A 19684-nucleotide genomic window follows, 5' to 3' on the forward strand; every position below is an offset into this window, starting at 1 on the left:
CGAGGTCGCAATGACGGGCCGATGACATCCCCCCGCCCATTCGGGCCTGGCAGCAGAAGCACCCCGGGAGGCACTGTATTCCCTTCCGGTCGGTCGCGCTTTTCAATGGCCGGGATGCGCCCCCACGTGCTCGCGGGCGTACTGGCTCGGCGGCAGTCCCGCATGGCGTGTGAACGCCACGCTGAACGTGCTTGCGGAACTGTAGCCGACACGTTCGGCCACCTCCGCGATGTTGCAGGCGTTGTGGCGGAGGAGGTCCTTCGCCAGGGCCATTCGCCAGGCCAGCAGATACTCCATCGGCGCGATGCCTACCGCCCGGCTGAACCGTTCGAAAAACGCGGAGCGCGACAGCGCAGCCTCTTTCGCAAGCTGGGCAATCGTCCAGGCCCTGGCCGGATGTTCATGCATGCGCCGTATCGCGGCCGACAGGCGCACGTCCGCAAGCGCGCGCAAGAGGCCAGGCGATGCGCCGGTCTCCGCGCTGGAGCGCAGGGCTTCGATCAGCAGTACCTCGAGCAGTCGCGCCAACACCACCTCGCGGCCAGCGCGCTGTGCCCGGGATTCGTCGCGCACGAGCTGCACCAGCGTCGCCAGGCGCTGTTCGCCGCGCACATGCACGAGCTCCGGCAGCAGCGAAACCAGCAGCGCGGCATCGGCGGAACGGAAGACGCAATGGCCGACGACGAGGTGGGTGTCGGGTACGGCGCTCGCATCGCCCAGCCGGAATTCACCAGGCCGCAACTCCACGGGGCTGGTGTGGAAAGCGGCCGGCCCGACGGTAGCGAGGCTGGTCATCGAAAAATCGTGCGCGGCCGGTATGAGGACGAAGTCGCCCTGCCGCAGCGTCACCGGCTCGCGTACGCCTGCGGCAAGCCGGCATGCGCCCTCCAGGACGACGCAATAGAACGGATGCCCCGCATCCGAACGGCGCACACCCCATGCGCCCGCACCACTGACGACCTTCGAGTGCGTCGTAACTGGCTGGAGCAGCGTCACTATCTCGGCAAGGGGATCGGTCATGGACTGATTCAAATGTTTTCTGGACTTTCGATTGTAGCAAGTCCGGCCGTTGTGCCCTATCGTCTCAGTACACCCACACAAGGAGTTTTCATGAATACTGTCCTGATCACAGGTTGCTCGTCCGGCTTTGGCCTCGAAACCGCACGCTACTTTCTCGACCGGGAGTGGCGCGTCATCGCCACGATGCGCTCGCCCGCTGCCTCCACCCTGCCGTCTTCCGACAGACTGCTGACACTCGCGCTCGACGTTACCGACGCGGCGAGCATACAACGCGCAGTAGAGGCCGCGGGACCGATCGATGTCCTCGTGAACAACGCGGGGTTCGGGGCGATGACACCGTTCGAATCGACGCCGATCGAAACGGCCCGCGCGCTCTTCGAAACGAATACATTGGGTACGATGGCATTGACCCAGGCGGTGCTGCCGCAATTCAGGGAACGCAAGGCCGGCGTGATCGTCAACGTTACGTCGATCGTCACGGAGCGGCCATTCCCGCTGCTTTCCGTGTACACCGCCAGCAAGGCGGCCGTCAACGCGTTCAGTGCGTCGCTCGCGCTGGAGCTTGCGCAGTTCGACGTGCGCGTACACGTCGTGCAGCCGGGCCGGGCGCCGAGCACCCAGTTTGGCGACAACGCAAGGGCAAGAACGACAGCCGGGATCTCCGACGCATATGCCGACTTCGCGCATGAGATATTTTCCGGCATCGCGCCGGACGCGCCCACCACACGTGCGATCGACGTGGCTGAAGCTGTGTGGCGCGCCGCGACCGATCCCACTTGCCCGCCCCGCCTGGCCGCCGGAGCGGACGCGGTGGCGCTTGCGGCGGCCGTGGCTACGCAAGGCTAACGGCCGGTTGAAGATGGCGGTGCGTTGCACCGATCATGCCGGGGGGAACCGTTCGCACCGGCGGTGTCGCAACCTGCACTCGTGCTGATCTCCCGGCAGCATCATGGCGATCCTGGCGGGAGGCCGCACGCTATCGGCAACCGCCAGCTTGCGTCGACGCCAGGAAGAACCGGCCATTGGTCCAGTGTGATCCGGTGCGGACGCGCCGGCCTGTACGGCGCGCGGGATCTGCGTGGGGGGCCGTGGATTCCAATCAAGTCAGCTTCGATTTCACGCTTTGCTGCCGCCGGCCGGGAATAGAGCGCGCTCAAGAATATACGGACGCGCAAATGAAAAAAGCCCGCAGCGATCACGCTACGGGCTTTTCTCGGAATAACAGCCTGACGATAACTTACTTTCACACTGGTTGCAGCAGTGAGGTCGGGCAGTGCCCGGCCGAACGATCGGCGCATTCGACAGCTCGAAGCGGAGGGTATGCACGGATGAGACGGAAGCAGAAAATGGAAAAAGCCCGCAGCGATCACGCTACGGGCTTTCTCGGTAGCGAGGTCGGGCAGTGCCCGGCCGAGCAAACGGCGCAGTGCTCGCAGAGTACTGCGAAGCCCAAAGCAAAAAACCCCTGCCAGCTTGCTGGACAGCGGGGCGAAGCAAAGCAGTGCTTTGCTGAGCGACTGAGAAGAGGCCAAATGCAAAAATCCCCCAACAGCATGCGCTGAAGGGGGATTTTCTAAATAACAGCCTGACGATAACCTACTTTCACACTGGTTGCAGCACTATCATCGGCGCAAAGTCGTTTCACGGTCCTGTTCGGGATGGGAAGGGGTGGGACCGACTTGCTATGGTCATCAGGCATGACTTGTACGGCGCGTTGCTCTCAGTGGAGCAGCAACGAACCTCAATCTGGATTCAGTAAAGTTAGGGTACTCATCAGAGTAAATGCAGATATAACCGTCAAGGTTATAGGGACAAGCCGTACGGGCAATTAGTATCAGTTAGCTTAATGCATTACTGCACTTCCACACCTGACCTATCAACGTCCTGGTCTCGAACGACCCTTCAAGGAGCTCAAGGCTCCGGGAAATCTCATCTTAAGGCAAGTTTCCCGCTTAGATGCTTTCAGCGGTTATCTCTTCCGAACTTAGCTACCCGGCAATGCCACTGGCGTGACAACCGGTACACCAGAGGTTCGTCCACTCCGGTCCTCTCGTACTAGGAGCAGCCCCCTTCAAATTTCCAACGCCCACGGCAGATAGGGACCAAACTGTCTCACGACGTTTTAAACCCAGCTCACGTACCACTTTAAATGGCGAACAGCCATACCCTTGGGACCGGCTACAGCCCCAGGATGTGATGAGCCGACATCGAGGTGCCAAACTCCCCCGTCGATATGAACTCTTGGGAGGAATCAGCCTGTTATCCCCAGAGTACCTTTTATCCGTTGAGCGATGGCCCTTCCATACAGAACCACCGGATCACTATGTCCTACTTTCGTACCTGCTCGACTTGTCGGTCTCGCAGTTAAGCACGCTTATGCCATTGCACTATTAGCACGATGTCCGACCGTACCTAGCGTACCTTCGAACTCCTCCGTTACACTTTAGGAGGAGACCGCCCCAGTCAAACTGCCTACCATGCACTGTCCCCGATCCGGATAACGGACCAAGGTTAGAACCTCAAACAAACCAGGGTGGTATTTCAAGGTTGGCTCCACGAGAACTGGCGTCCCCGCTTCAAAGCCTCCCACCTATCCTACACAGATTGGTTCAAAGTCCAATGCAAAGCTACAGTAAAGGTTCATGGGGTCTTTCCGTCTAGCCGCGGGTAGATTGCATCATCACAAACACTTCAACTTCGCTGAGTCTCGGGAGGAGACAGTGTGGCCATCGTTACGCCATTCGTGCAGGTCGGAACTTACCCGACAAGGAATTTCGCTACCTTAGGACCGTTATAGTTACGGCCGCCGTTTACTGGGACTTCAATCAAGAGCTTGCACCCCATCATTTAATCTTCCAGCACCGGGCAGGCGTCACACCCTATACGTCCACTTTCGTGTTTGCAGAGTGCTGTGTTTTTATTAAACAGTCGCAGCCACCATTTTATTGCAACCCTTTCACCCTTCTGCAGTAAAGCAGTCAAGCTACCGGGGCGTACCTTTTCCCGAAGTTACGGTACCAATTTGCCGAGTTCCTTCTCCCGAGTTCTCTCAAGCGCCTTAGAATACTCATCTCGCCCACCTGTGTCGGTTTGCGGTACGGTCTCGTATGACTGAAGCTTAGAGGCTTTTCTTGGAACCACTTCCGATTGCTTCAGGGTCAATGACCCCTCGTCCCAGTCCCTTGAATTATGTGCCCGGATTTGCCTAAGCACCTTCTATGAACCAGAAACTGACTATTCCAACAGTCAGACAACCTTCCGCGATCCGTCCCCCCATCGCATCATACGACGGTGCAGGAATATTAACCTGCTTCCCATCAGCTACGCATCTCTGCCTCGCCTTAGGGGCCGACTCACCCTGCTCCGATGAACGTTGAACAGGAAACCTTGGGCTTACGGCGTGCGGGCTTTTCACCCGCATTATCGCTACTCATGTCAGCATTCGCACTTCTGATACCTCCAGCAGCCTTTACAAGCCACCTTCGCAGGCTTACAGAACGCTCTCCTACCATATCCTTACGGATATCCGCAGCTTCGGTGTATCGCTTAGCCCCGTTACATCTTCCGCGCAGGACGACTCGATCAGTGAGCTATTACGCTTTCTTTAAATGATGGCTGCTTCTAAGCCAACATCCTGACTGTTTTAGCCTTCCCACTTCGTTTTCCACTTAGCGATACTTTGGGACCTTAGCTGGCGGTCTGGGTTGTTTCCCTCTTGACGCCGGACGTTAGCACCCGACGTCTGTCTCCCAAGCTCGCACTCACCGGTATTCGGAGTTTGCAATGGTTTGGTAAGTCGCGATGACCCCCTAGCCATAACAGTGCTCTACCCCCGGTGGTGATACTTGAGGCACTACCTAAATAGTTTTCGGAGAGAACCAGCTATTTCCAAGTTTGTTTAGCCTTTCACCCCTATCCACAGCTCATCCCCTAATTTTTCAACATTAGTGGGTTCGGTCCTCCAGTGCGTGTTACCGCACCTTCAACCTGGCCATGGATAGATCACTTGGTTTCGGGTCTACACCCAGCAACTGACGCCCTGTTCGGACTCGATTTCTCTACGGCTCCCCTATATGGTTAACCTCGCTACTGAATGTAAGTCGCTGACCCATTATACAAAAGGTACGCCGTCACGGAACAAGTCCGCTCCGACTGTTTGTATGCACACGGTTTCAGGATCTATTTCACTCCCCTCCCGGGGTTCTTTTCGCCTTTCCCTCACGGTACTGGTTCACTATCGGTCGATTACGAGTATTTAGCCTTGGAGGATGGTCCCCCCATATTCAGACAGGATTTCTCGTGTCCCGCCCTACTTGTCGTACGCTTAGTACCACCGGTCTGATTTCGTGTACGGGGCTATCACCCACTATGGCGCCTATTTCCAGAGGCTTCCACTATCAGTCCGACTATCACGTACAGGCTCTTCCCATTTCGCTCGCCACTACTTTGGGAATCTCGGTTGATTTCTTTTCCTGCAGCTACTTAGATGTTTCAGTTCGCCGCGTTCGCCTCACACACCTATGTATTCAGTGAGTGATACCCTGAAAGGGTGGGTTTCCCCATTCGGAAATCTTCGGATCAAAGCTCGTTTGTCAGCTCCCCGAAGCTTATCGCAGACTACTACGTCCTTCATCGCCTGTAATCGCCAAGGCATCCGCCATGTGCACTTAGTCACTTGTCCCTATAACCTTGACGGCTATAGCTTCAAATGCATTTACTACTGTGTTTGATGAGTTTTGTATGCGTTCTTTCGAACACTACCCTAAGTGTGAATCTTTCGATCCACGCTTAATAAAACTTTACTTCATCCAGATTGTTAAAGAACGAAACAGCTTAGATCTCTAAAAGATCAAACCTAAACATCTTGTGCTTACGTTTGATATCTTACGCAGATGCGTTGGTGGAGGATGACGGGATCGAACCGACGACCCCCTGCTTGCAAAGCAGGTGCTCTCCCAGCTGAGCTAATCCCCCAGGGATTTCTGTGCAATACGTGGTGGGTCTGGTTGGGCTCGAACCAACGACCCCCGCGTTATCAACACGGTGCTCTAACCAGCTGAGCTACAGACCCGCATGATCTTGCGGTGCTACTGTTTCTTCTTCATTCGACAGTCGATAAGTGTGAGCGTTTGATGCACGACCTTGCGGTCAGTGCCTACTCTAGAAAGGAGGTGATCCAGCCGCACCTTCCGATACGGCTACCTTGTTACGACTTCACCCCAGTCACGAATCCTACCGTGGTAAGCGCCCTCCTTGCGGTTAAGCTACCTACTTCTGGTAAAACCCGCTCCCATGGTGTGACGGGCGGTGTGTACAAGACCCGGGAACGTATTCACCGCGACATGCTGATCCGCGATTACTAGCGATTCCAACTTCATGTAGTCGAGTTGCAGACTACAATCCGGACTACGATACACTTTCTGGGATTAGCTCCCCCTCGCGGGTTGGCGGCCCTCTGTATGTACCATTGTATGACGTGTGAAGCCCTACCCATAAGGGCCATGAGGACTTGACGTCATCCCCACCTTCCTCCGGTTTGTCACCGGCAGTCTCATTAGAGTGCCCTTTCGTAGCAACTAATGACAAGGGTTGCGCTCGTTGCGGGACTTAACCCAACATCTCACGACACGAGCTGACGACAGCCATGCAGCACCTGTGTTCAGGTTCCCTTTCGGGCACCCTCCAATCTCTCAGAAGTTCCTGACATGTCAAGGGTAGGTAAGGTTTTTCGCGTTGCATCGAATTAATCCACATCATCCACCGCTTGTGCGGGTCCCCGTCAATTCCTTTGAGTTTTAATCTTGCGACCGTACTCCCCAGGCGGTCTACTTCACGCGTTAGCTGCGTTACTAAGTCAATTAAGACCCAACAACTAGTAGACATCGTTTAGGGCGTGGACTACCAGGGTATCTAATCCTGTTTGCTCCCCACGCTTTCGTGCATGAGCGTCAATCTTAGCCCAGGGGGCTGCCTTCGCCATCGGTGTTCCTCCACATCTCTACGCATTTCACTGCTACACGTGGAATTCTACCCCCCTCTGCCAGATTCCAGCCTTGCAGTCTCCAACGCCATTCCCAGGTTAAGCCCGGGGATTTCACGTCAGACTTACAAAACCGCCTGCGCACGCTTTACGCCCAGTAATTCCGATTAACGCTTGCACCCTACGTATTACCGCGGCTGCTGGCACGTAGTTAGCCGGTGCTTATTCTTCAGGTACCGTCATGAGGTACGGATATTAGCCGCACCCTTTTCTTCCCTGACAAAAGAGCTTTACAACCCGAAGGCCTTCTTCACTCACGCGGCATTGCTGGATCAGGGTTGCCCCCATTGTCCAAAATTCCCCACTGCTGCCTCCCGTAGGAGTCTGGACCGTGTCTCAGTTCCAGTGTGGCTGGTCGTCCTCTCAGACCAGCTACTGATCGTCGCCTTGGTGAGCCTTTACCTCACCAACTAGCTAATCAGATATCGGCCGCTCCAGGAGCACAAGGCCTTGCGGTCCCCTGCTTTCATCCTTGGATCGTATGCGGTATTAGCGTAACTTTCGCTACGTTATCCCCCACTCTTGGGCACGTTCCGATATATTACTCACCCGTTCGCCACTCGCCGCCAGGCCGAAGCCCGCGCTGCCGTTCGACTTGCATGTGTAAAGCATGCCGCCAGCGTTCAATCTGAGCCAGGATCAAACTCTTCAGTTTAATCTCTGTTGTCTCGGCATTTCTGCCGAGGGTCATTCACTCAAAATACTGACGAATCATTCGAAGATGATTACGTTTATTTTGCGTGAACGTTTGATGCTATATATTTTGAGCTTCGGGACCAAAGTCCCGGGCACATCATCAAACGCCCACACTTATCGACTGTTGATTGTTAAAGAATTCTTGCCATTCGGCGCTTGCTGTCAAATCAGTTTGATTCGTCGACAAATCGTTGTGTTTGTCAGCAGCAGAGAAGCGAGATTATGCGGTACAGCGTGCAACTCGTCAACCCCTCTTTGCCATCAGCCTCAGGTTCAACACCTGCCGCTTCCGGCACCTCGCTGCGTCGTTGTTCGCTGCGAGGGACAGAACTATAGCGAATCGCCGGCCGCCATGCAAGGGTAAAATGCATGATTCCGCGAATCCCCGAGAAGTTCCATGACGATCCTGCTTTCCACCCTCAATGCCCGCTATACCCATGCGTCGCTGGGCCTGCGTTATCTGCTCGCCAATATGAAGGAATTGGCAACACAAACGCACATTCAGGAATTCGTCATCGGTGCGAAGACGACGGAGATGGTGGAACGCATCCTCGCGTACAACCCGAAGATCGTCGGATTCGGTGTCTATATATGGAACGTCGATGAAACCGCGAAGCTGGTCGCCACCCTGAAGCGTGTGGCGCCGCATATCGTGGTCGTGCTGGGTGGGCCGGAAGTTTCCCACGAAACGAACGAGCAGCACATCGTACAACTGGCGGACTACGTGGTCACCGGCTGGGGCGACATCACCTTCCCGAAGCTGTGCGGCGAGATCCTGCACGGCCCGAAGCCGCTGATGAAAGTGCACGCAGGCGTGCAGCCGCCGATGGCCGATATCGCGCTGCCCTACTCCTTGTATGGCGATGACGATATCGCCCACCGCACGCTGTACGTGGAAGCCTCGCGCGGCTGTCCATTCAAGTGCGAGTTCTGCCTGTCGGCGCTGGACAAGACAGCGTGGCCCTTCAATATCGAGACGTTCCTGGGTGAGATGGAGGCGCTGCATCGGCGCGGTGCCCGCGTGTTCAAGTTCGTGGACCGCACGTTCAACCTGAACATCAAGACCAGCCTGAAGATCATGCAATTCTTCCTCGACAAGCTGGCCGCCAACCCCGAAGACCCGGTCTACGCCCACTTCGAGCTGGTGCCCGACCACCTGCCGGATGCGCTGAAGGAAGGCATCGCCAAATTCCCGCCGGGCACCCTGCAGTTCGAAATCGGCATCCAGAGCTTCAATCCAACGGTGCAGGCGAACATCTCCCGGAAGCAGGATAACGACAAGGCGGCCGCCAACATCCGTTGGCTGTGCGAGCACTCCCACGTCCACATGCACGTGGACCTGATCGCCGGCTTGCCGGGCGAAACCGTGGAGAGTTTCGCGGAAGGCTTCGACAAGCTGTGGGCCCTTGGCCCGCACGAGATCCAGTTCGGCATTCTGAAGCGACTGCGCGGCACACCCATCATCCGCCACACGGAAGCCTTCGGCCTGGTGTTCGATCCCTACCCGCCCTATACCATTCTGGCGAACCGGGATATCGACTTCGCCACCATGCAGCGGCTGGTGCGTTTCGCCCGCTATTGGGACCTGGTTGCCAACTCGGGCCGCTTCACGCACGTGACGCCGGTACTGCTGGGCACCCGCCCGTTCGACAACTTCATGGCATTCTCCGACTGGCTGTATGCGAACACGGATGCGACCCACCGTATTGCGCTGGACCGTCTTGCCACGCTGGTCGGGAAGTACCTTCAAGAGCAGGGCGTGCCCGACGTGGCGGCATTGCTGGCGAGCGATGGCCATGGCGTCAAGCAGAAGGCGGCCCCGGCACCCGCGGTGGTCGCGCCGCAGCGGCAGGCGCGGCATCTTGGAGCCTGTGCGTAAGCGGGCTCCGACACACGGTAGAGCCGGGGGCTGTAGCGAACGAAACGAATCTCACTTACACTGGCGACATGCCCATTGCACAAGAGCCAACCTTGACATATGACCCCGGCGGCGCGTCGGGTGCGACGGTAACCGCCGATGGCACATGGCAGGTCCACGTGCTCGCGCAGCGCAAGGTCATCAAGGGCATCACCAGCCAGTTGAAGTCGGCCAGCGCCGATGCGCGATGGGACCTTACCGCGATCGACAGCATGGACCACATCGGCGCCCAGCTGTTCTGGCAAGCCTGGGGCTACAAGCGCCCGGCCGCTCTCGAACTCGCACCAGGCCAGGAAGAATTCTTCAAGCGGCTGGAAGCCACCGGCAGGCTGGAGCTGCCCCGCCAGCGCGGCTTGCACATGAACTGGATCACCACGCTGGGCACCGGCGTGCTGCATTTCGTGGAACACCTGCAAGGCTTCGTGCGCCTGATCGGCCAGGTGGTGCAAGACCTGTGGCGCTTCATCGCCGCGCCGCAGCGCGGGCCATGGAAGGAAATCTCCGCCAATATCTTTCACGCCGGCTTCCAGGCCCTCGGCATCACCGCTCTCGTCGGCTTCCTGATCGGCGTGGTGCTCTCCTACCTCTCGGCGCAGCAGCTGCGCAACTTCGGCGGCGACATCTACCTCGTCAACCTGCTCGGCATGAGCATCATCCGCGAACTCGGCCCGCTGCTGGCGGCGATCCTTGTCGCGGGCCGCTCCGGTTCGTCGATCACCGCGCAGCTGGGCGTGATGCGCGTGACCGAGGAACTCGATGCGATGCTCGTGATGGGCATCTCGCACGGCTTCCGGCTCGTGATGCCGAAGGTGGTGGCGCTTGCGATCTCGATGCCGCTGCTGGTGATCTGGACGGATACGATGGCCCTGATCGGCGGCATGGTGTCGGCCAAGCTCGAACTGAACCTGTCGGCCCGCTACTTCATCCAGAAACTGCCCGACGCGGTGCCACTGGCGAACTACATGATCGGCCTGGGCAAGGGTGTCGTGTTCGGCATGCTGATCGCCCTCGTCTCCTGCCACTTCGGCCTGCGCATCCAGCCGAACACCGAGAGCCTGGGCCGCGGCACCACCACGTCGGTCGTCACCGCGATCACCGTCGTGATCCTGGCCGATGCCGTGTTCGCGATCGTCTTCAACGGAGTGGGATTCTGATGGACGAGCGCGAAGAAGCGGGTCTCAGCTGCTCCGGCGCGCCGAGCGAACTGACGCTGGACGGCAGCGTTCCCGTCGTGGAGATCACGAACCTGCAGACGAAGTTTGGCAAGACCGTCATCCACAACAACCTGAACCTCACCATCGAGGATGGCGAGATCATGTCGATCGTTGGCGGCTCCGGCACGGGCAAGACGGTGCTGCTGCGCCAGATGCTGGGCCTGGAACGGCCGTCGCAGGGCTGCGTGCGCGTCTTCGGGGAGGACATCACGCAGGCCAAGCCCGCCCAGCTGCAACTGCTGCGCAATCACTGGGGCATGCTGTTCCAGGAAGGCGCGCTGTATTCGGCGCTCACCGTGTTCGAGAACATCGCCCAGCCGATGCGCGAACTGGGCGTGCTGCCCGACGCGCTGGTGCGCGACGCGGTGCTGCTGAAGATGAACATGGTCGGGCTGGGACCCGAGCATGCGAACAAGATGCCGTCCGACCTGTCCGGCGGCATGGTCAAGCGCGTTGCGCTGGCGCGGGCGCTCGCGCTGGAACCGAAGCTGCTGTTCCTGGACGAGCCCACGGCCGGCCTGGACCCGGACCGCTCGGAAAGCTTCGTTTCGTTGATCAAGTCATTGCACCGCGAACTGGGCCTGACCGTGGTGATGGTGACGCACGACCTCGATACGCTGTTCGCCCTGTCGACGCGTATCGCCGTCCTGGCGGAAAAGCACGTGATCGCGGTGGGCCCCACGCGCGAGGTTATCGCGGTGAACCACCCGTTCATCAAGGAATTCTTCCTGGGCGACCGCGGCAAGCGCGCGCTCGAAGCCCTGCAATAGCGGTCCGGGAACACTACAAGGAGCACAGAATGGAAAACCGATCGCACGCGTTCATGACCGGCATCTTCACGCTGACCCTGCTCGCGGCCGCCGTCCTGTTCGGCATATGGTTCAACCGCGACCGCGTGGAATACGACCCCTACCTGCTGGCCACCACGCTCGCCGTGCCCGGCCTGAATCCGCAGGCCGCGGTGCGCTACCGCGGCCTCGAGGTGGGCAAGGTCGATGGCATCGACTTCGATCCGAAGATGGCCGGACAGATCCTGATCCACCTGTCGATCGACCCGGCCACGCCGATCACGAAGACCACCTATGCCACGCTGGGCTACCAGGGCGTGACCGGCATCGCCTACATCCAGCTGGACGACGAATCGGTGGGTTCGCAGCGGCTGGCCACGAATGCCGACGATCCTGCCCGCATCCCATTGCGCCCCGGCCTGCTCGACCAGCTGGAAAAGCGCGGCACGGCCATCCTGTCGCAGGCCGAGGAAGTGACGGAGAAACTGAACGACCTCCTGAACGACGAGAACCGCAAGACCATCCTGGCAGCCTTCTCCGACGTGAGCGAGACCGTGAACCGCTACAAGGCGCTGCCAGGCCAGCTTGGTCCGACGATCGAAAAGCTGCCGGCGCTGGCCGCCAAGGCGGAAACGGCGATCGACTCCGTCAACACGCTGGCGCAGGACGTGACCGCCCTGTCGCAAAGCCTGCACGGCCCGCAAGGCACGCTCACGCGCCTCGGCGATTCCGTCGACCGCGCCGTGACCGGCGTGGAAGCCGTGACGACCGGCGCGCAGCTGGAAACGCTGCCCAGCATCACGGCGCTGACCGATGAAACCCGTTCGTCGATGCGTGCCGTGCGCCGCACGATGAATACCCTGAACGATCGTCCGCAGAGCATCCTGTTCGGCGCCCCGGACGCGGCGCCCGGCCCGGGCGAACCCGGCTTCACTGCGCCGGCCCCATGAGAGTGACGCGATGAATGACCACATGACGACTTCCCCACGCTTCCATCCGATCGGCCAACTCGCGCTGGCCGCCGTCGCCTGCATCGCCCTGCTGGCCGGCTGTGCCTCGAGCAAAGGGCCCACGCCCACCAGCTTCGACTTCGGGCCGGTGGCGGCGCCGGTGACCAATTCCCCTGCCGCGACGGCATTCCCCGCCCTCATCGTGGCGGACGTAAGCGGCCCGGCCACGCTGGACACCGATCGCATGTTCTACCGCCTTGCCTATGCGAATGCGCAGCAGGCGCTGCCCTATGCGTACAACCGCTGGGCCGCCACTCCGCTGCAACTGCTGTCGCAGCGCATGAAGGCGCGTATCGCCCAGGGAGGCGTGAAGGTGCTGTCGACCACGGACGCCACGGGCGGCATACCGGTGTTGCGCCTGGAGATGGACGAGTTCTCGCAGAACTTCACCAGCGCCACGCAGAGCAGCGCCAATATCTCGCTGCGCGCCTCGCTGTTCGACGGCCACCGGCTGGTGGACCAGCGCACCTTCACGCGCTCGCTCGATGCGCCCAGCGCGGACGCCGCCGGCGGCGCCAGCGCACTGGCCGCCACGTCGGACGCGATCGCGGCCGATCTCCTTGCCTGGCTGGCCACGCTGCCGCCGCGCTGACCATGGCCGGGGACGAAAGCGCCGGCGCCGCCACGGGCCCGGTTCAACCGCCGGTGCCGGCCGGGCCGGGCGGACCGGCACAGGAAACCCGGCCGCAGCGCGGTTCGCCGGTGGCGCGCGCCAGCCTGCTCGCCTACCTGCTGCTGATCATCTACGCCAGCTGGTATCCCTTCTCCGGCTGGCACAACCAGGGACTGTCGCCGTTCATCTTCCTCGAACATACGTCGATGCCGCGCTACTGGACGAAGTTCGACGCCACGGTGAACGTGATCGGCTACGTTCCCTTCGGCATGCTGATCGCCTATGCGCTGCACCCGGCGCTGCGCGGTATCCTGGCCTTCATCGCGGCGGCCTGCCTTGGCGCGCTGGTGTCCGGCCTGATGGAAGCGGTGCAGACCTTCCTGCCCAGCCGCGTGTCGTCGAACCTCGACTTCTATACGAACGCGGCCGGCTGCGCGCTCGGCGGCCTGATCGGCGTACTCACGGCGCGCAAGCTGCTCGATACGAGCCACCTGTACCGGCTGCGGCAGCGCTGGTTCGCGCTGCACGCCAGCCAGGGCCTGGTGCTGGTGGCGCTGTGGCCGCTGGCGCAGATCTACCCCACATCTTTCCTGTTCGGCCAGGGGCAGGTGCTCCCCACGCTGTCCGGCTGGCTGAGCGGCTTGCTGGAGATGGAGATCGACCTGCTGGCCTACGTGCGCCCCGATCCCGAGCTGACGGTGGAGCAGTACTGGCTGTCCGAAACGATGATCACTGCTTGCGCCATGGTCGGCGGCGCGTTGACGCTGCTGTGCCTCATGCGCAGGCCGGCGCCGCGCCTGTTGCTGGCCGCGGTCTTGCTGGCCGCCGCCGTGCTGACGAAGACGCTCGCCTCTGCCCTGCTGTTCACCCCGGATAACGCCTTCGTATGGGTCACGCCCGGGGCGCAGGGCGGCTTCCTGATCGGCGGCATCATGGTCGCCGGCCTGGCCTTCGCGCCGCCCATGGCGCAGCGCCGGCTGGCGATCGCCACGATCGTGCTCGGTCTCCTGGTCGTCAACAGCACGCCGGTAAATCCCTACTTCAGCGCCACCATGCAAGACTGGGTGCAAGGGAAGTTCCTGAACTTCAATGGCGCGGCCCGGTTCCTGTCGCTGCTGTGGCCCTTCTGCGCGCTGTGGTTCCTGTGGCTGCCCTCCCATAAACTCAATAAATCCTGATCGCGGGTATCATTATGGCTTTGCTTCAATAAAGACATCAGCGAGGCAGGCATGAGCGAGACCCCTTACTTCAAGCACCACGTGTTCTTCTGCATGAACACGCGGGACGACGGCCGTGAAAGCTGCGGCCCGCGCGGCGCCGAGCAGGCGCAGAAGCACGCCAAGAAGCGCTGCAAGCAGCTGGACATCAACGGCGCCGGCGGTGTGCGCATCAACCAGGCAGGCTGCCTGGACCGCTGCGAACACGGCCCCGTGCTCGTGGTCTACCCCGAGGGCACGTGGTACACGTACGTGGATACGTCCGACATCGATGAGATCATCGACAGCCACCTGGTGGGTGGCAAACCCGTGGAAAGGCTGAAGATCAAATAATGATGAACAAGAACACCAAGCATTTCACCATGCAGGGCCATGCCGGCTTGATGGAAGGCCTGATCGACCTGCCCCTCGATGGCAAGAAGCCGCGCGGCATCGCCCTGGTGGCGCACCCGCATCCGCTGTACGGCGGCACGATGGAAAACAAGGTCACGCAAACGCTGGCGCGCGCCTTCGTGGCGCTCGACTATACCGTGGCCCGTATCAACTTCCGCGGGGTCGGCCAGTCCGAGGGCGAGCATGACCGCGGCCATGGCGAAACGGACGACATGGAGCTGCTCTACGAGCACATGGTCGAGAAGTTCCCCGACCTGCCGGTGGCACTGGCAGGCTTCTCGTTCGGCACCTTCGTGCAATCGCAGCTGGCGAAACGCCTGGAAGCCGCCGGCAAGCCGGTACAGGGCCTGGTGCTGGTGGGCGCCGCCGCCGGCAAGTGGCAGATGCCGGAGATCGCACCGAACACGATCCTGATCCATGGCGAGAACGACGACACGATCCCCGTGCAGGCAGTGTTCGACTGGGCCCGTCCGCAGGACGTGCCGGTGGTGGTGATCCCGGGTGCCGACCACTTCTTCCACCGCAAGCTCAATCACATCAAGAGCTGGGTCATCGCGCTGTGGCTGGGCCGCGCGCAGCACAAGGACGACCCCGAGGACGCGTGAACGCCTATAATGTCCGGGCCATTTTTTTGCCGAGCGCACGATGGCCCCGGCTTACGCACCACATAGAGGCTCCAGATCCATGAAAAAAATGCTCGCGGCACTGGCTACCAGTGTCCTGTTACTCTCCTCCGCCGTCGCACAAACCATCCCTGCCCCGACCATCGCCGCCAAGTCCTGGCTGCTGCTCGACGCCACCAGTGGCCAGCTGATCGCTGCGCAGGACCCGAACATGCGCGTGGAACCGGCTTCGCTGACCAAGATCATGACCGCCTACCTCACCTTCGAGGCACTGCGCGACAAGAAGCTGGACATCAACCAGAAGGTCAACGTTTCCGTGCGCGCCTGGAAGGTCGATTCCTCCAGCTCGAAGATGTTCATCGACCCGGCCGTTCCCGTGTCGATCAACGACCTGCTGCACGGCCTGATGGTCCAGTCGGGTAACGACGCCGCCGTGGCGTTGGCCGAAGCGGTGGCCGGCGACGAAGCCACCTTCGTCACGCTGATGAACCGCGAGGCGAAGCGCCTGGGCATGACCAATACCCGCTTCGCCAACCCGCACGGCCTGCCCAGCCCGGACAATTACACGACCGCGCGCGACCTGTCGATCCTGGCCAAGCACGTGATCCAGGAATTCCCGCAGTACTACAAGATCGACTCGGTGAAGAGTTACACCTACAACAAGATCACCCAGCAGAACCGCAACCGCCTGCTGTGGCTCGACCCGACCGTGGACGGCATGAAGACGGGCCACACCGAATCGGCCGGCTACTGCATGGTGGCGTCGGCCAAGCGGCCGAGCGGTAACGTGGAACGCCGCCTGATCTCGGTGGTGATGGGCACGAACTCGGACGCGACGCGCACGGCCGAAAGCCAGAAGCTGCTGAACTGGGGCTTCCAGAACTTCGATACCGTGAAGCTGTACTCGAAGGGCCAGGCGGTCGACACGCCGCAGATCTGGAAAGGCGCCAAGAACAACATCAAGATCGGTTTCCGCCAGGACGTGCTGGTGACGGTGCCGAAGGGTGTGGCCGCCAAGATGAAGCCGCAGCTGGAGCGCAAGGACCCGCTGGTGGCGCCGGTGCCGGAAGGCGCCAACGTGGGCAAGCTGAAGATGGTGGTGGATGGCAAACCGATGCTGGAACTGCCGGTCGTTGCGCTGGAAACGGTGGAACAGGCGTCGATCTTCGGCCGCGCGTGGGACTCCATGCGCCTGTGGCTGAAGTAAGCGCGACGTGACGCTCTGACCCGCCCCTGCAAAAAGCCCGCCTCCCGGCGGGTTTTTTGCATCCGCGCCGCTCTATAATCGGATTCCCCCTCAGTTTCCATTCAATCAGAAAGTCACATGCCATGACGAATCAAGCTTGCCCCGCCGTCCGCACTTCCGAACATGGTCCCGCGCTGTCGCGCATCGTTGCCGGCATGTGGCGCATGGGCGAATGGAGGATGGCGCCGCAGGAGCGCCTGGCGTTCGTCGAACGATGCATCGACATGGGCGTGACGAGCTTCGACCATGCCGACATCTACGGGCTCTACACCGTGGAGGCCCTGTTCGGCGAAGCGCTCGCGCTGCGGCCGGCACTGCGCGAACGCATCCAGCTCGTGAGCAAATGCGGCATCCAGCTGGTATCGCCCGCGCGCCCGGCGCACAAGATCAAGCAATACGACACGTCGGCCGCGCATATCACCGCGTCGGTGGACAATTCCCTGCGGGCCCTGCGCACCGATTACCTCGACCTGCTGCTGATCCACCGGCCCGACCCGCTGATGGACTTCGACGAGATCGCGGAAACCTTCGAACAGTTGCGAGCGGCAGGCAAGGTGCGGCACTTCGGCGTGTCGAATTTCAGCCGCCACCAGTTCGAATGCCTGCATCGCCGCATTCCGCTGGCCACCAACCAGGTGGAATTCTCGCCGCTGCACACTGCGCCCATGTACGACGAAACGTTCGACGGCCTGCAAGACCTGCGGGTGTCGCCGATGATCTGGTCGCCACTGGCCGGCGGCCGTTTGTTCAGCAACGATCCGGCCACCGAAACGCTGCGCGCCGCGATCGCGCGTATCGCAGCGGAGATCGATCAGCCATTCGGCAGCGTGGTCTTCGCATGGATCATGCAGTTGCCGTCCAGGCCGGTTCCGCTCACGGGCAGCGGCCGGATCGAGGCGATCGAGGAAGCGGTTCGCGCAACGCGGGTCGAGCTCACCCGCACCCAATGGTTCGAGATCCTGCGCGCCGCGCAGGGCCACGAGGTGCCTTGAGGCGGGTGCGCCTTCAGTCCTCGTCGTACACGAGCGGCGGCGCAATGCCTTTCCAGCCGCTCTTCCAGGCGAGGTTGAGGGCCAGCGTGCCCAGGATATACACCACGAAGAACAGCACGAAGTAATAGAAGCGCAGCCATACGAGCAGGCCCACGTTCACCAGCAGCAGCACCAGCGCCGCCGCGCTTTTCTTCTGCTTGGAGCTGGGAAAGCGAATCGTTGAGACCATCAAGCTGCCCACGACGAACAGCAGCCCCACCATGAGCCAGCCGTGCAGGCTCGTCTCCGGCGGGAACGGCCATGCCACGACCACCGATGCCACGCACGCGGCGCCCGCCGTGATCGGCATGCCCACGAAGTACTTCGGATCGGTGCGGCCCACGCTCACATTGAACCTGGCGAGGCGCAGCGCGCCGCAGGCGACGAAGATGAATGCCGCCAGGCCGCCGGTACGCAGCAGCGTGGGATCGGCGGGCCCGATCTGCACGAAGGCATAGCAATACACCAGCATTGCCGGGCCGATGCCGAAGTTCATCACGTCCGCTATCGAGTCGAGCTGCACGCCGAATTCGGAACTTGTACCGGTGGCACGCGCCACGAAGCCATCCAGCGCGTCGAAGATGCCGGCGAGGACAAGCAGCGCGGCGGCCAGCCGGTAATCGGCGGGAAAGCCGTCGTGTGCATTGTCGACGGAGATGACGATGCTGCCGAAGCCGCAGGCAATCGACAACAACGTGACGGTGCTGGGCAAGGCGAATTTGGCGCGTTGCATGCGCCGGGTGCGCGTGGTCTTCAATTGGCTTGGTCTGTGATGAGTGGACCTTATTGTAACGCCGGTGCCACGGGCGCCGCTTTCCCTTCACTCGTGCCGGTCCCTGGCCACGGTCCAGTTGCACCGGATTTGGCATAGAATCGGTCCATGGCCAGGCTGGCCGGAAGAGACGAGAATGAACATGCGCTTGACGAAGATGCGTATCGAAACGGAAGCGGCGGTGGCGGCACTCATGCTGGCTGCCATGCTGGCTGGCTGCGGTGGCGATGGTGGCGGCAGAACGCCGCTCGCCACCGAGGGCGCCTCCCCGGTCGCACCGGTGGGACAGCAAGGCGCCCCCACCGCCAGCGGCGACACGGCGGCGGACGGCTTCGCATGGTTCAACTATCGCCGCGGCCAGATCGGCCTGGCGGCATTGACCCGGAACTCCCTGATCGATACCGCCGCCGCGGGCCATTCGAACTACCTGCGGCTCAACAATACAGTGTCGCATGACCAGGTGCGCGGCAATGCCGGCTTCACCGGTGTCAAGCTGCGGGACCGGCTGGTCGCCGCCGGCTATACACCCGCGGGGCAGTACGCCTTTGGAGAAGTGATCTCCGGCGCCGGCGACCGCTCCGGCTTCTTCCACGCCGAGGAATTGATCACGGCGATCTATCACCGCTTCCTGGTGTTCGAGCCGGTGTTTCGCGAGATGGGTGTCGGTTCCGCCAGCACGGCCAGTTACACCTGGTTCACCACCAACTTCGCGGCCAGCAACGGTTATGGTCCCGGGGTGGCGCGGGGCAGCGTGGCGACCTACCCGGCCAGCGGCCAGGCGGCGGTGCCCGTCAATTTCATGAGCGACAGCGAATCGCCCGATCCCGTGCCGAACCTGAACGAGGTCGGTTACCCGATCAGCGTGCACGCGAACATTTCATCGGTCCTGGCGGTCACCGGTTTCACGGTTCGCCCCCGCGGCGGTGCCGATCTGCCCGTGCGCCTGCTGGCCAAGGCGGTGGATACGCACACGCCGGAGTCGGCCGCCGCCATCGTTCCCCTCGCCCGTTTGAACAGCGGCACGACCTATGACGTGTCCTTCAGCGGCACCGTGGACAGCGTGCCGGTCACCCGTAACTGGTCGTTCACCACGCAATGAAGCC

General features: G+C 61.1%; 14 protein-coding genes, 2 tRNA genes and 3 rRNA genes. 12 read left to right on the forward strand and 7 right to left on the reverse strand.

Translation table 11 applies throughout. The features are described 5' to 3' along the window. Window positions 1-102: 102 nt before the first annotated feature. Window positions 103-1020, reverse strand: coding sequence for an AraC family transcriptional regulator (locus V6Z91_RS06360; RefSeq protein ID WP_338768098.1), 918 nt, complete (start codon window positions 1018-1020; stop codon window positions 103-105). Window positions 1021-1110: 90 nt separating this feature from the next. Here V6Z91_RS06360 and V6Z91_RS06365 point away from each other — a divergent pair, with 90 nt between their 5' ends. After that, window positions 1111-1866, forward strand: a complete 756-nt coding sequence (locus tag V6Z91_RS06365) for an SDR family oxidoreductase (RefSeq protein ID WP_338768101.1) — start codon at window positions 1111-1113, stop codon at window positions 1864-1866. A 737-nt stretch (window positions 1867-2603) separates the two neighbouring features. Here the strand turns inward: V6Z91_RS06365 and rrf are convergent. The 5 genes from rrf to V6Z91_RS06390 all read right to left on the reverse strand — a co-directional run bounded on the left by rrf (window position 2604) and on the right by V6Z91_RS06390 (window position 7715). After that, window positions 2604-2716 (reverse strand): 5S ribosomal RNA (rrf, locus tag V6Z91_RS06370). A 111-nt stretch (window positions 2717-2827) separates the two neighbouring features. After that, window positions 2828-5701, reverse strand: a 23S ribosomal RNA gene (locus tag V6Z91_RS06375). Between the two features lie 217 nt (window positions 5702-5918). Continuing rightward, window positions 5919-5994 (reverse strand) — tRNA-Ala (locus tag V6Z91_RS06380). Window positions 5995-6014: 20 nt separating this feature from the next. Next, window positions 6015-6091 (reverse strand) — tRNA-Ile (locus V6Z91_RS06385). 93 nt (window positions 6092-6184) lie between these two features. After that, window positions 6185-7715, reverse strand: a 16S ribosomal RNA gene (locus V6Z91_RS06390). The 16S, 23S and 5S rRNA genes sit together here with 2 tRNA genes alongside, the layout of an rRNA operon. 438 nt (window positions 7716-8153) lie before the next feature. Between V6Z91_RS06390 and V6Z91_RS06395 the strand changes: the two genes are divergently transcribed. The 10 genes from V6Z91_RS06395 to V6Z91_RS06440 all read left to right on the forward strand — a co-directional run bounded on the left by V6Z91_RS06395 (window position 8154) and on the right by V6Z91_RS06440 (window position 17770). After that, the gene (locus tag V6Z91_RS06395) at window positions 8154-9635 is read left to right on the forward strand and encodes a DUF4080 domain-containing protein (RefSeq protein WP_338768104.1); all 1482 of its coding nucleotides are present in this window, start codon (window positions 8154-8156) and stop codon (window positions 9633-9635) included. A 68-nt stretch (window positions 9636-9703) separates the two neighbouring features. Continuing rightward, a complete protein-coding gene (locus V6Z91_RS06400; RefSeq protein ID WP_338768107.1) occupies window positions 9704-10828 on the forward strand; it encodes an ABC transporter permease in 1125 nt (374 codons plus the stop codon). Further along, window positions 10828-11658 carry an ATP-binding cassette domain-containing protein gene (locus V6Z91_RS06405; RefSeq protein ID WP_338768110.1) on the forward strand — a complete coding sequence of 277 codons (831 nt, stop codon included), beginning with the start codon at window positions 10828-10830 and terminating at the stop codon, window positions 11656-11658. The genes V6Z91_RS06400 and V6Z91_RS06405 overlap by 1 nt, the downstream gene beginning before the upstream one ends. A gap of 29 nt (window positions 11659-11687) precedes the next feature. Next, the gene (locus V6Z91_RS06410) at window positions 11688-12626 is read left to right on the forward strand and encodes an MlaD family protein (protein WP_338768112.1); all 939 of its coding nucleotides are present in this window, start codon (window positions 11688-11690) and stop codon (window positions 12624-12626) included. Between the two features lie 22 nt (window positions 12627-12648). Further along, window positions 12649-13278, forward strand: coding sequence for an ABC-type transport auxiliary lipoprotein family protein (locus V6Z91_RS06415; protein ID WP_338768114.1), 630 nt, complete (start codon window positions 12649-12651; stop codon window positions 13276-13278). Between the two features lie 2 nt (window positions 13279-13280). Further along, on the forward strand, window positions 13281-14477 hold the full coding sequence (locus V6Z91_RS06420) for a VanZ family protein (protein WP_338768116.1): 1197 nt from the start codon (window positions 13281-13283) through the stop codon (window positions 14475-14477). A 51-nt stretch (window positions 14478-14528) separates the two neighbouring features. Continuing rightward, on the forward strand, window positions 14529-14849 hold the full coding sequence (locus V6Z91_RS06425) for a (2Fe-2S) ferredoxin domain-containing protein (RefSeq protein ID WP_338768118.1): 321 nt from the start codon (window positions 14529-14531) through the stop codon (window positions 14847-14849). Window positions 14850-14851: 2 nt separating this feature from the next. Beyond that, the gene (locus V6Z91_RS06430; protein ID WP_338771753.1) at window positions 14852-15514 is read left to right on the forward strand and encodes an alpha/beta fold hydrolase; all 663 of its coding nucleotides are present in this window, start codon (window positions 14852-14854) and stop codon (window positions 15512-15514) included. A gap of 79 nt (window positions 15515-15593) precedes the next feature. Beyond that, window positions 15594-16739, forward strand: a complete 1146-nt coding sequence (locus V6Z91_RS06435; protein ID WP_338768120.1) for a D-alanyl-D-alanine carboxypeptidase family protein — start codon at window positions 15594-15596, stop codon at window positions 16737-16739. 122 nt (window positions 16740-16861) lie between these two features. Beyond that, on the forward strand, window positions 16862-17770 hold the full coding sequence (locus V6Z91_RS06440) for an aldo/keto reductase (protein WP_338768122.1): 909 nt from the start codon (window positions 16862-16864) through the stop codon (window positions 17768-17770). A gap of 13 nt (window positions 17771-17783) precedes the next feature. On the opposite strand, the gene pssA is transcribed toward V6Z91_RS06440, so the two are convergent. Further along, window positions 17784-18542, reverse strand: coding sequence for a CDP-diacylglycerol--serine O-phosphatidyltransferase (gene pssA, locus V6Z91_RS06445; RefSeq protein ID WP_338768124.1), 759 nt, complete (start codon window positions 18540-18542; stop codon window positions 17784-17786). A 175-nt stretch (window positions 18543-18717) separates the two neighbouring features. On the opposite strand from pssA, the gene V6Z91_RS06450 reads away from it, so the two are divergent. Further along, the gene (locus V6Z91_RS06450; RefSeq protein WP_338768127.1) at window positions 18718-19680 is read left to right on the forward strand and encodes a CAP domain-containing protein; all 963 of its coding nucleotides are present in this window, start codon (window positions 18718-18720) and stop codon (window positions 19678-19680) included. The last annotated feature ends 4 nt before the right edge of the window (window positions 19681-19684 follow it).

Origin of the sequence: Massilia sp. METH4, assembly GCF_037094685.1 — a bacterium.
Lineage (GTDB): Bacteria > Pseudomonadota > Gammaproteobacteria > Burkholderiales > Burkholderiaceae_D > Rugamonas.

Coding starts and splice junctions, on each gene's coding strand:
- V6Z91_RS06360 (WP_338768098.1), bottom strand. CDS start 1,020: ATGACCGATCCCCTTGCCGAGATAGTGACGCTGCTCCAGCCAGTTACG.
- V6Z91_RS06365 (WP_338768101.1), top strand. CDS start 1,111: ATGAATACTGTCCTGATCACAGGTTGCTCGTCCGGCTTTGGCCTCGAA.
- V6Z91_RS06395 (WP_338768104.1), top strand. CDS start 8,154: ATGACGATCCTGCTTTCCACCCTCAATGCCCGCTATACCCATGCGTCG.
- V6Z91_RS06400 (WP_338768107.1), top strand. CDS start 9,704: ATGCCCATTGCACAAGAGCCAACCTTGACATATGACCCCGGCGGCGCG.
- V6Z91_RS06405 (WP_338768110.1), top strand. CDS start 10,828: ATGGACGAGCGCGAAGAAGCGGGTCTCAGCTGCTCCGGCGCGCCGAGC.
- V6Z91_RS06410 (WP_338768112.1), top strand. CDS start 11,688: ATGGAAAACCGATCGCACGCGTTCATGACCGGCATCTTCACGCTGACC.
- V6Z91_RS06415 (WP_338768114.1), top strand. CDS start 12,649: ATGACGACTTCCCCACGCTTCCATCCGATCGGCCAACTCGCGCTGGCC.
- V6Z91_RS06420 (WP_338768116.1), top strand. CDS start 13,281: ATGGCCGGGGACGAAAGCGCCGGCGCCGCCACGGGCCCGGTTCAACCG.
- V6Z91_RS06425 (WP_338768118.1), top strand. CDS start 14,529: ATGAGCGAGACCCCTTACTTCAAGCACCACGTGTTCTTCTGCATGAAC.
- V6Z91_RS06430 (WP_338771753.1), top strand. CDS start 14,852: ATGAACAAGAACACCAAGCATTTCACCATGCAGGGCCATGCCGGCTTG.
- V6Z91_RS06435 (WP_338768120.1), top strand. CDS start 15,594: ATGAAAAAAATGCTCGCGGCACTGGCTACCAGTGTCCTGTTACTCTCC.
- V6Z91_RS06440 (WP_338768122.1), top strand. CDS start 16,862: ATGACGAATCAAGCTTGCCCCGCCGTCCGCACTTCCGAACATGGTCCC.
- pssA (WP_338768124.1), bottom strand. CDS start 18,542: ATGCAACGCGCCAAATTCGCCTTGCCCAGCACCGTCACGTTGTTGTCG.
- V6Z91_RS06450 (WP_338768127.1), top strand. CDS start 18,718: ATGAACATGCGCTTGACGAAGATGCGTATCGAAACGGAAGCGGCGGTG.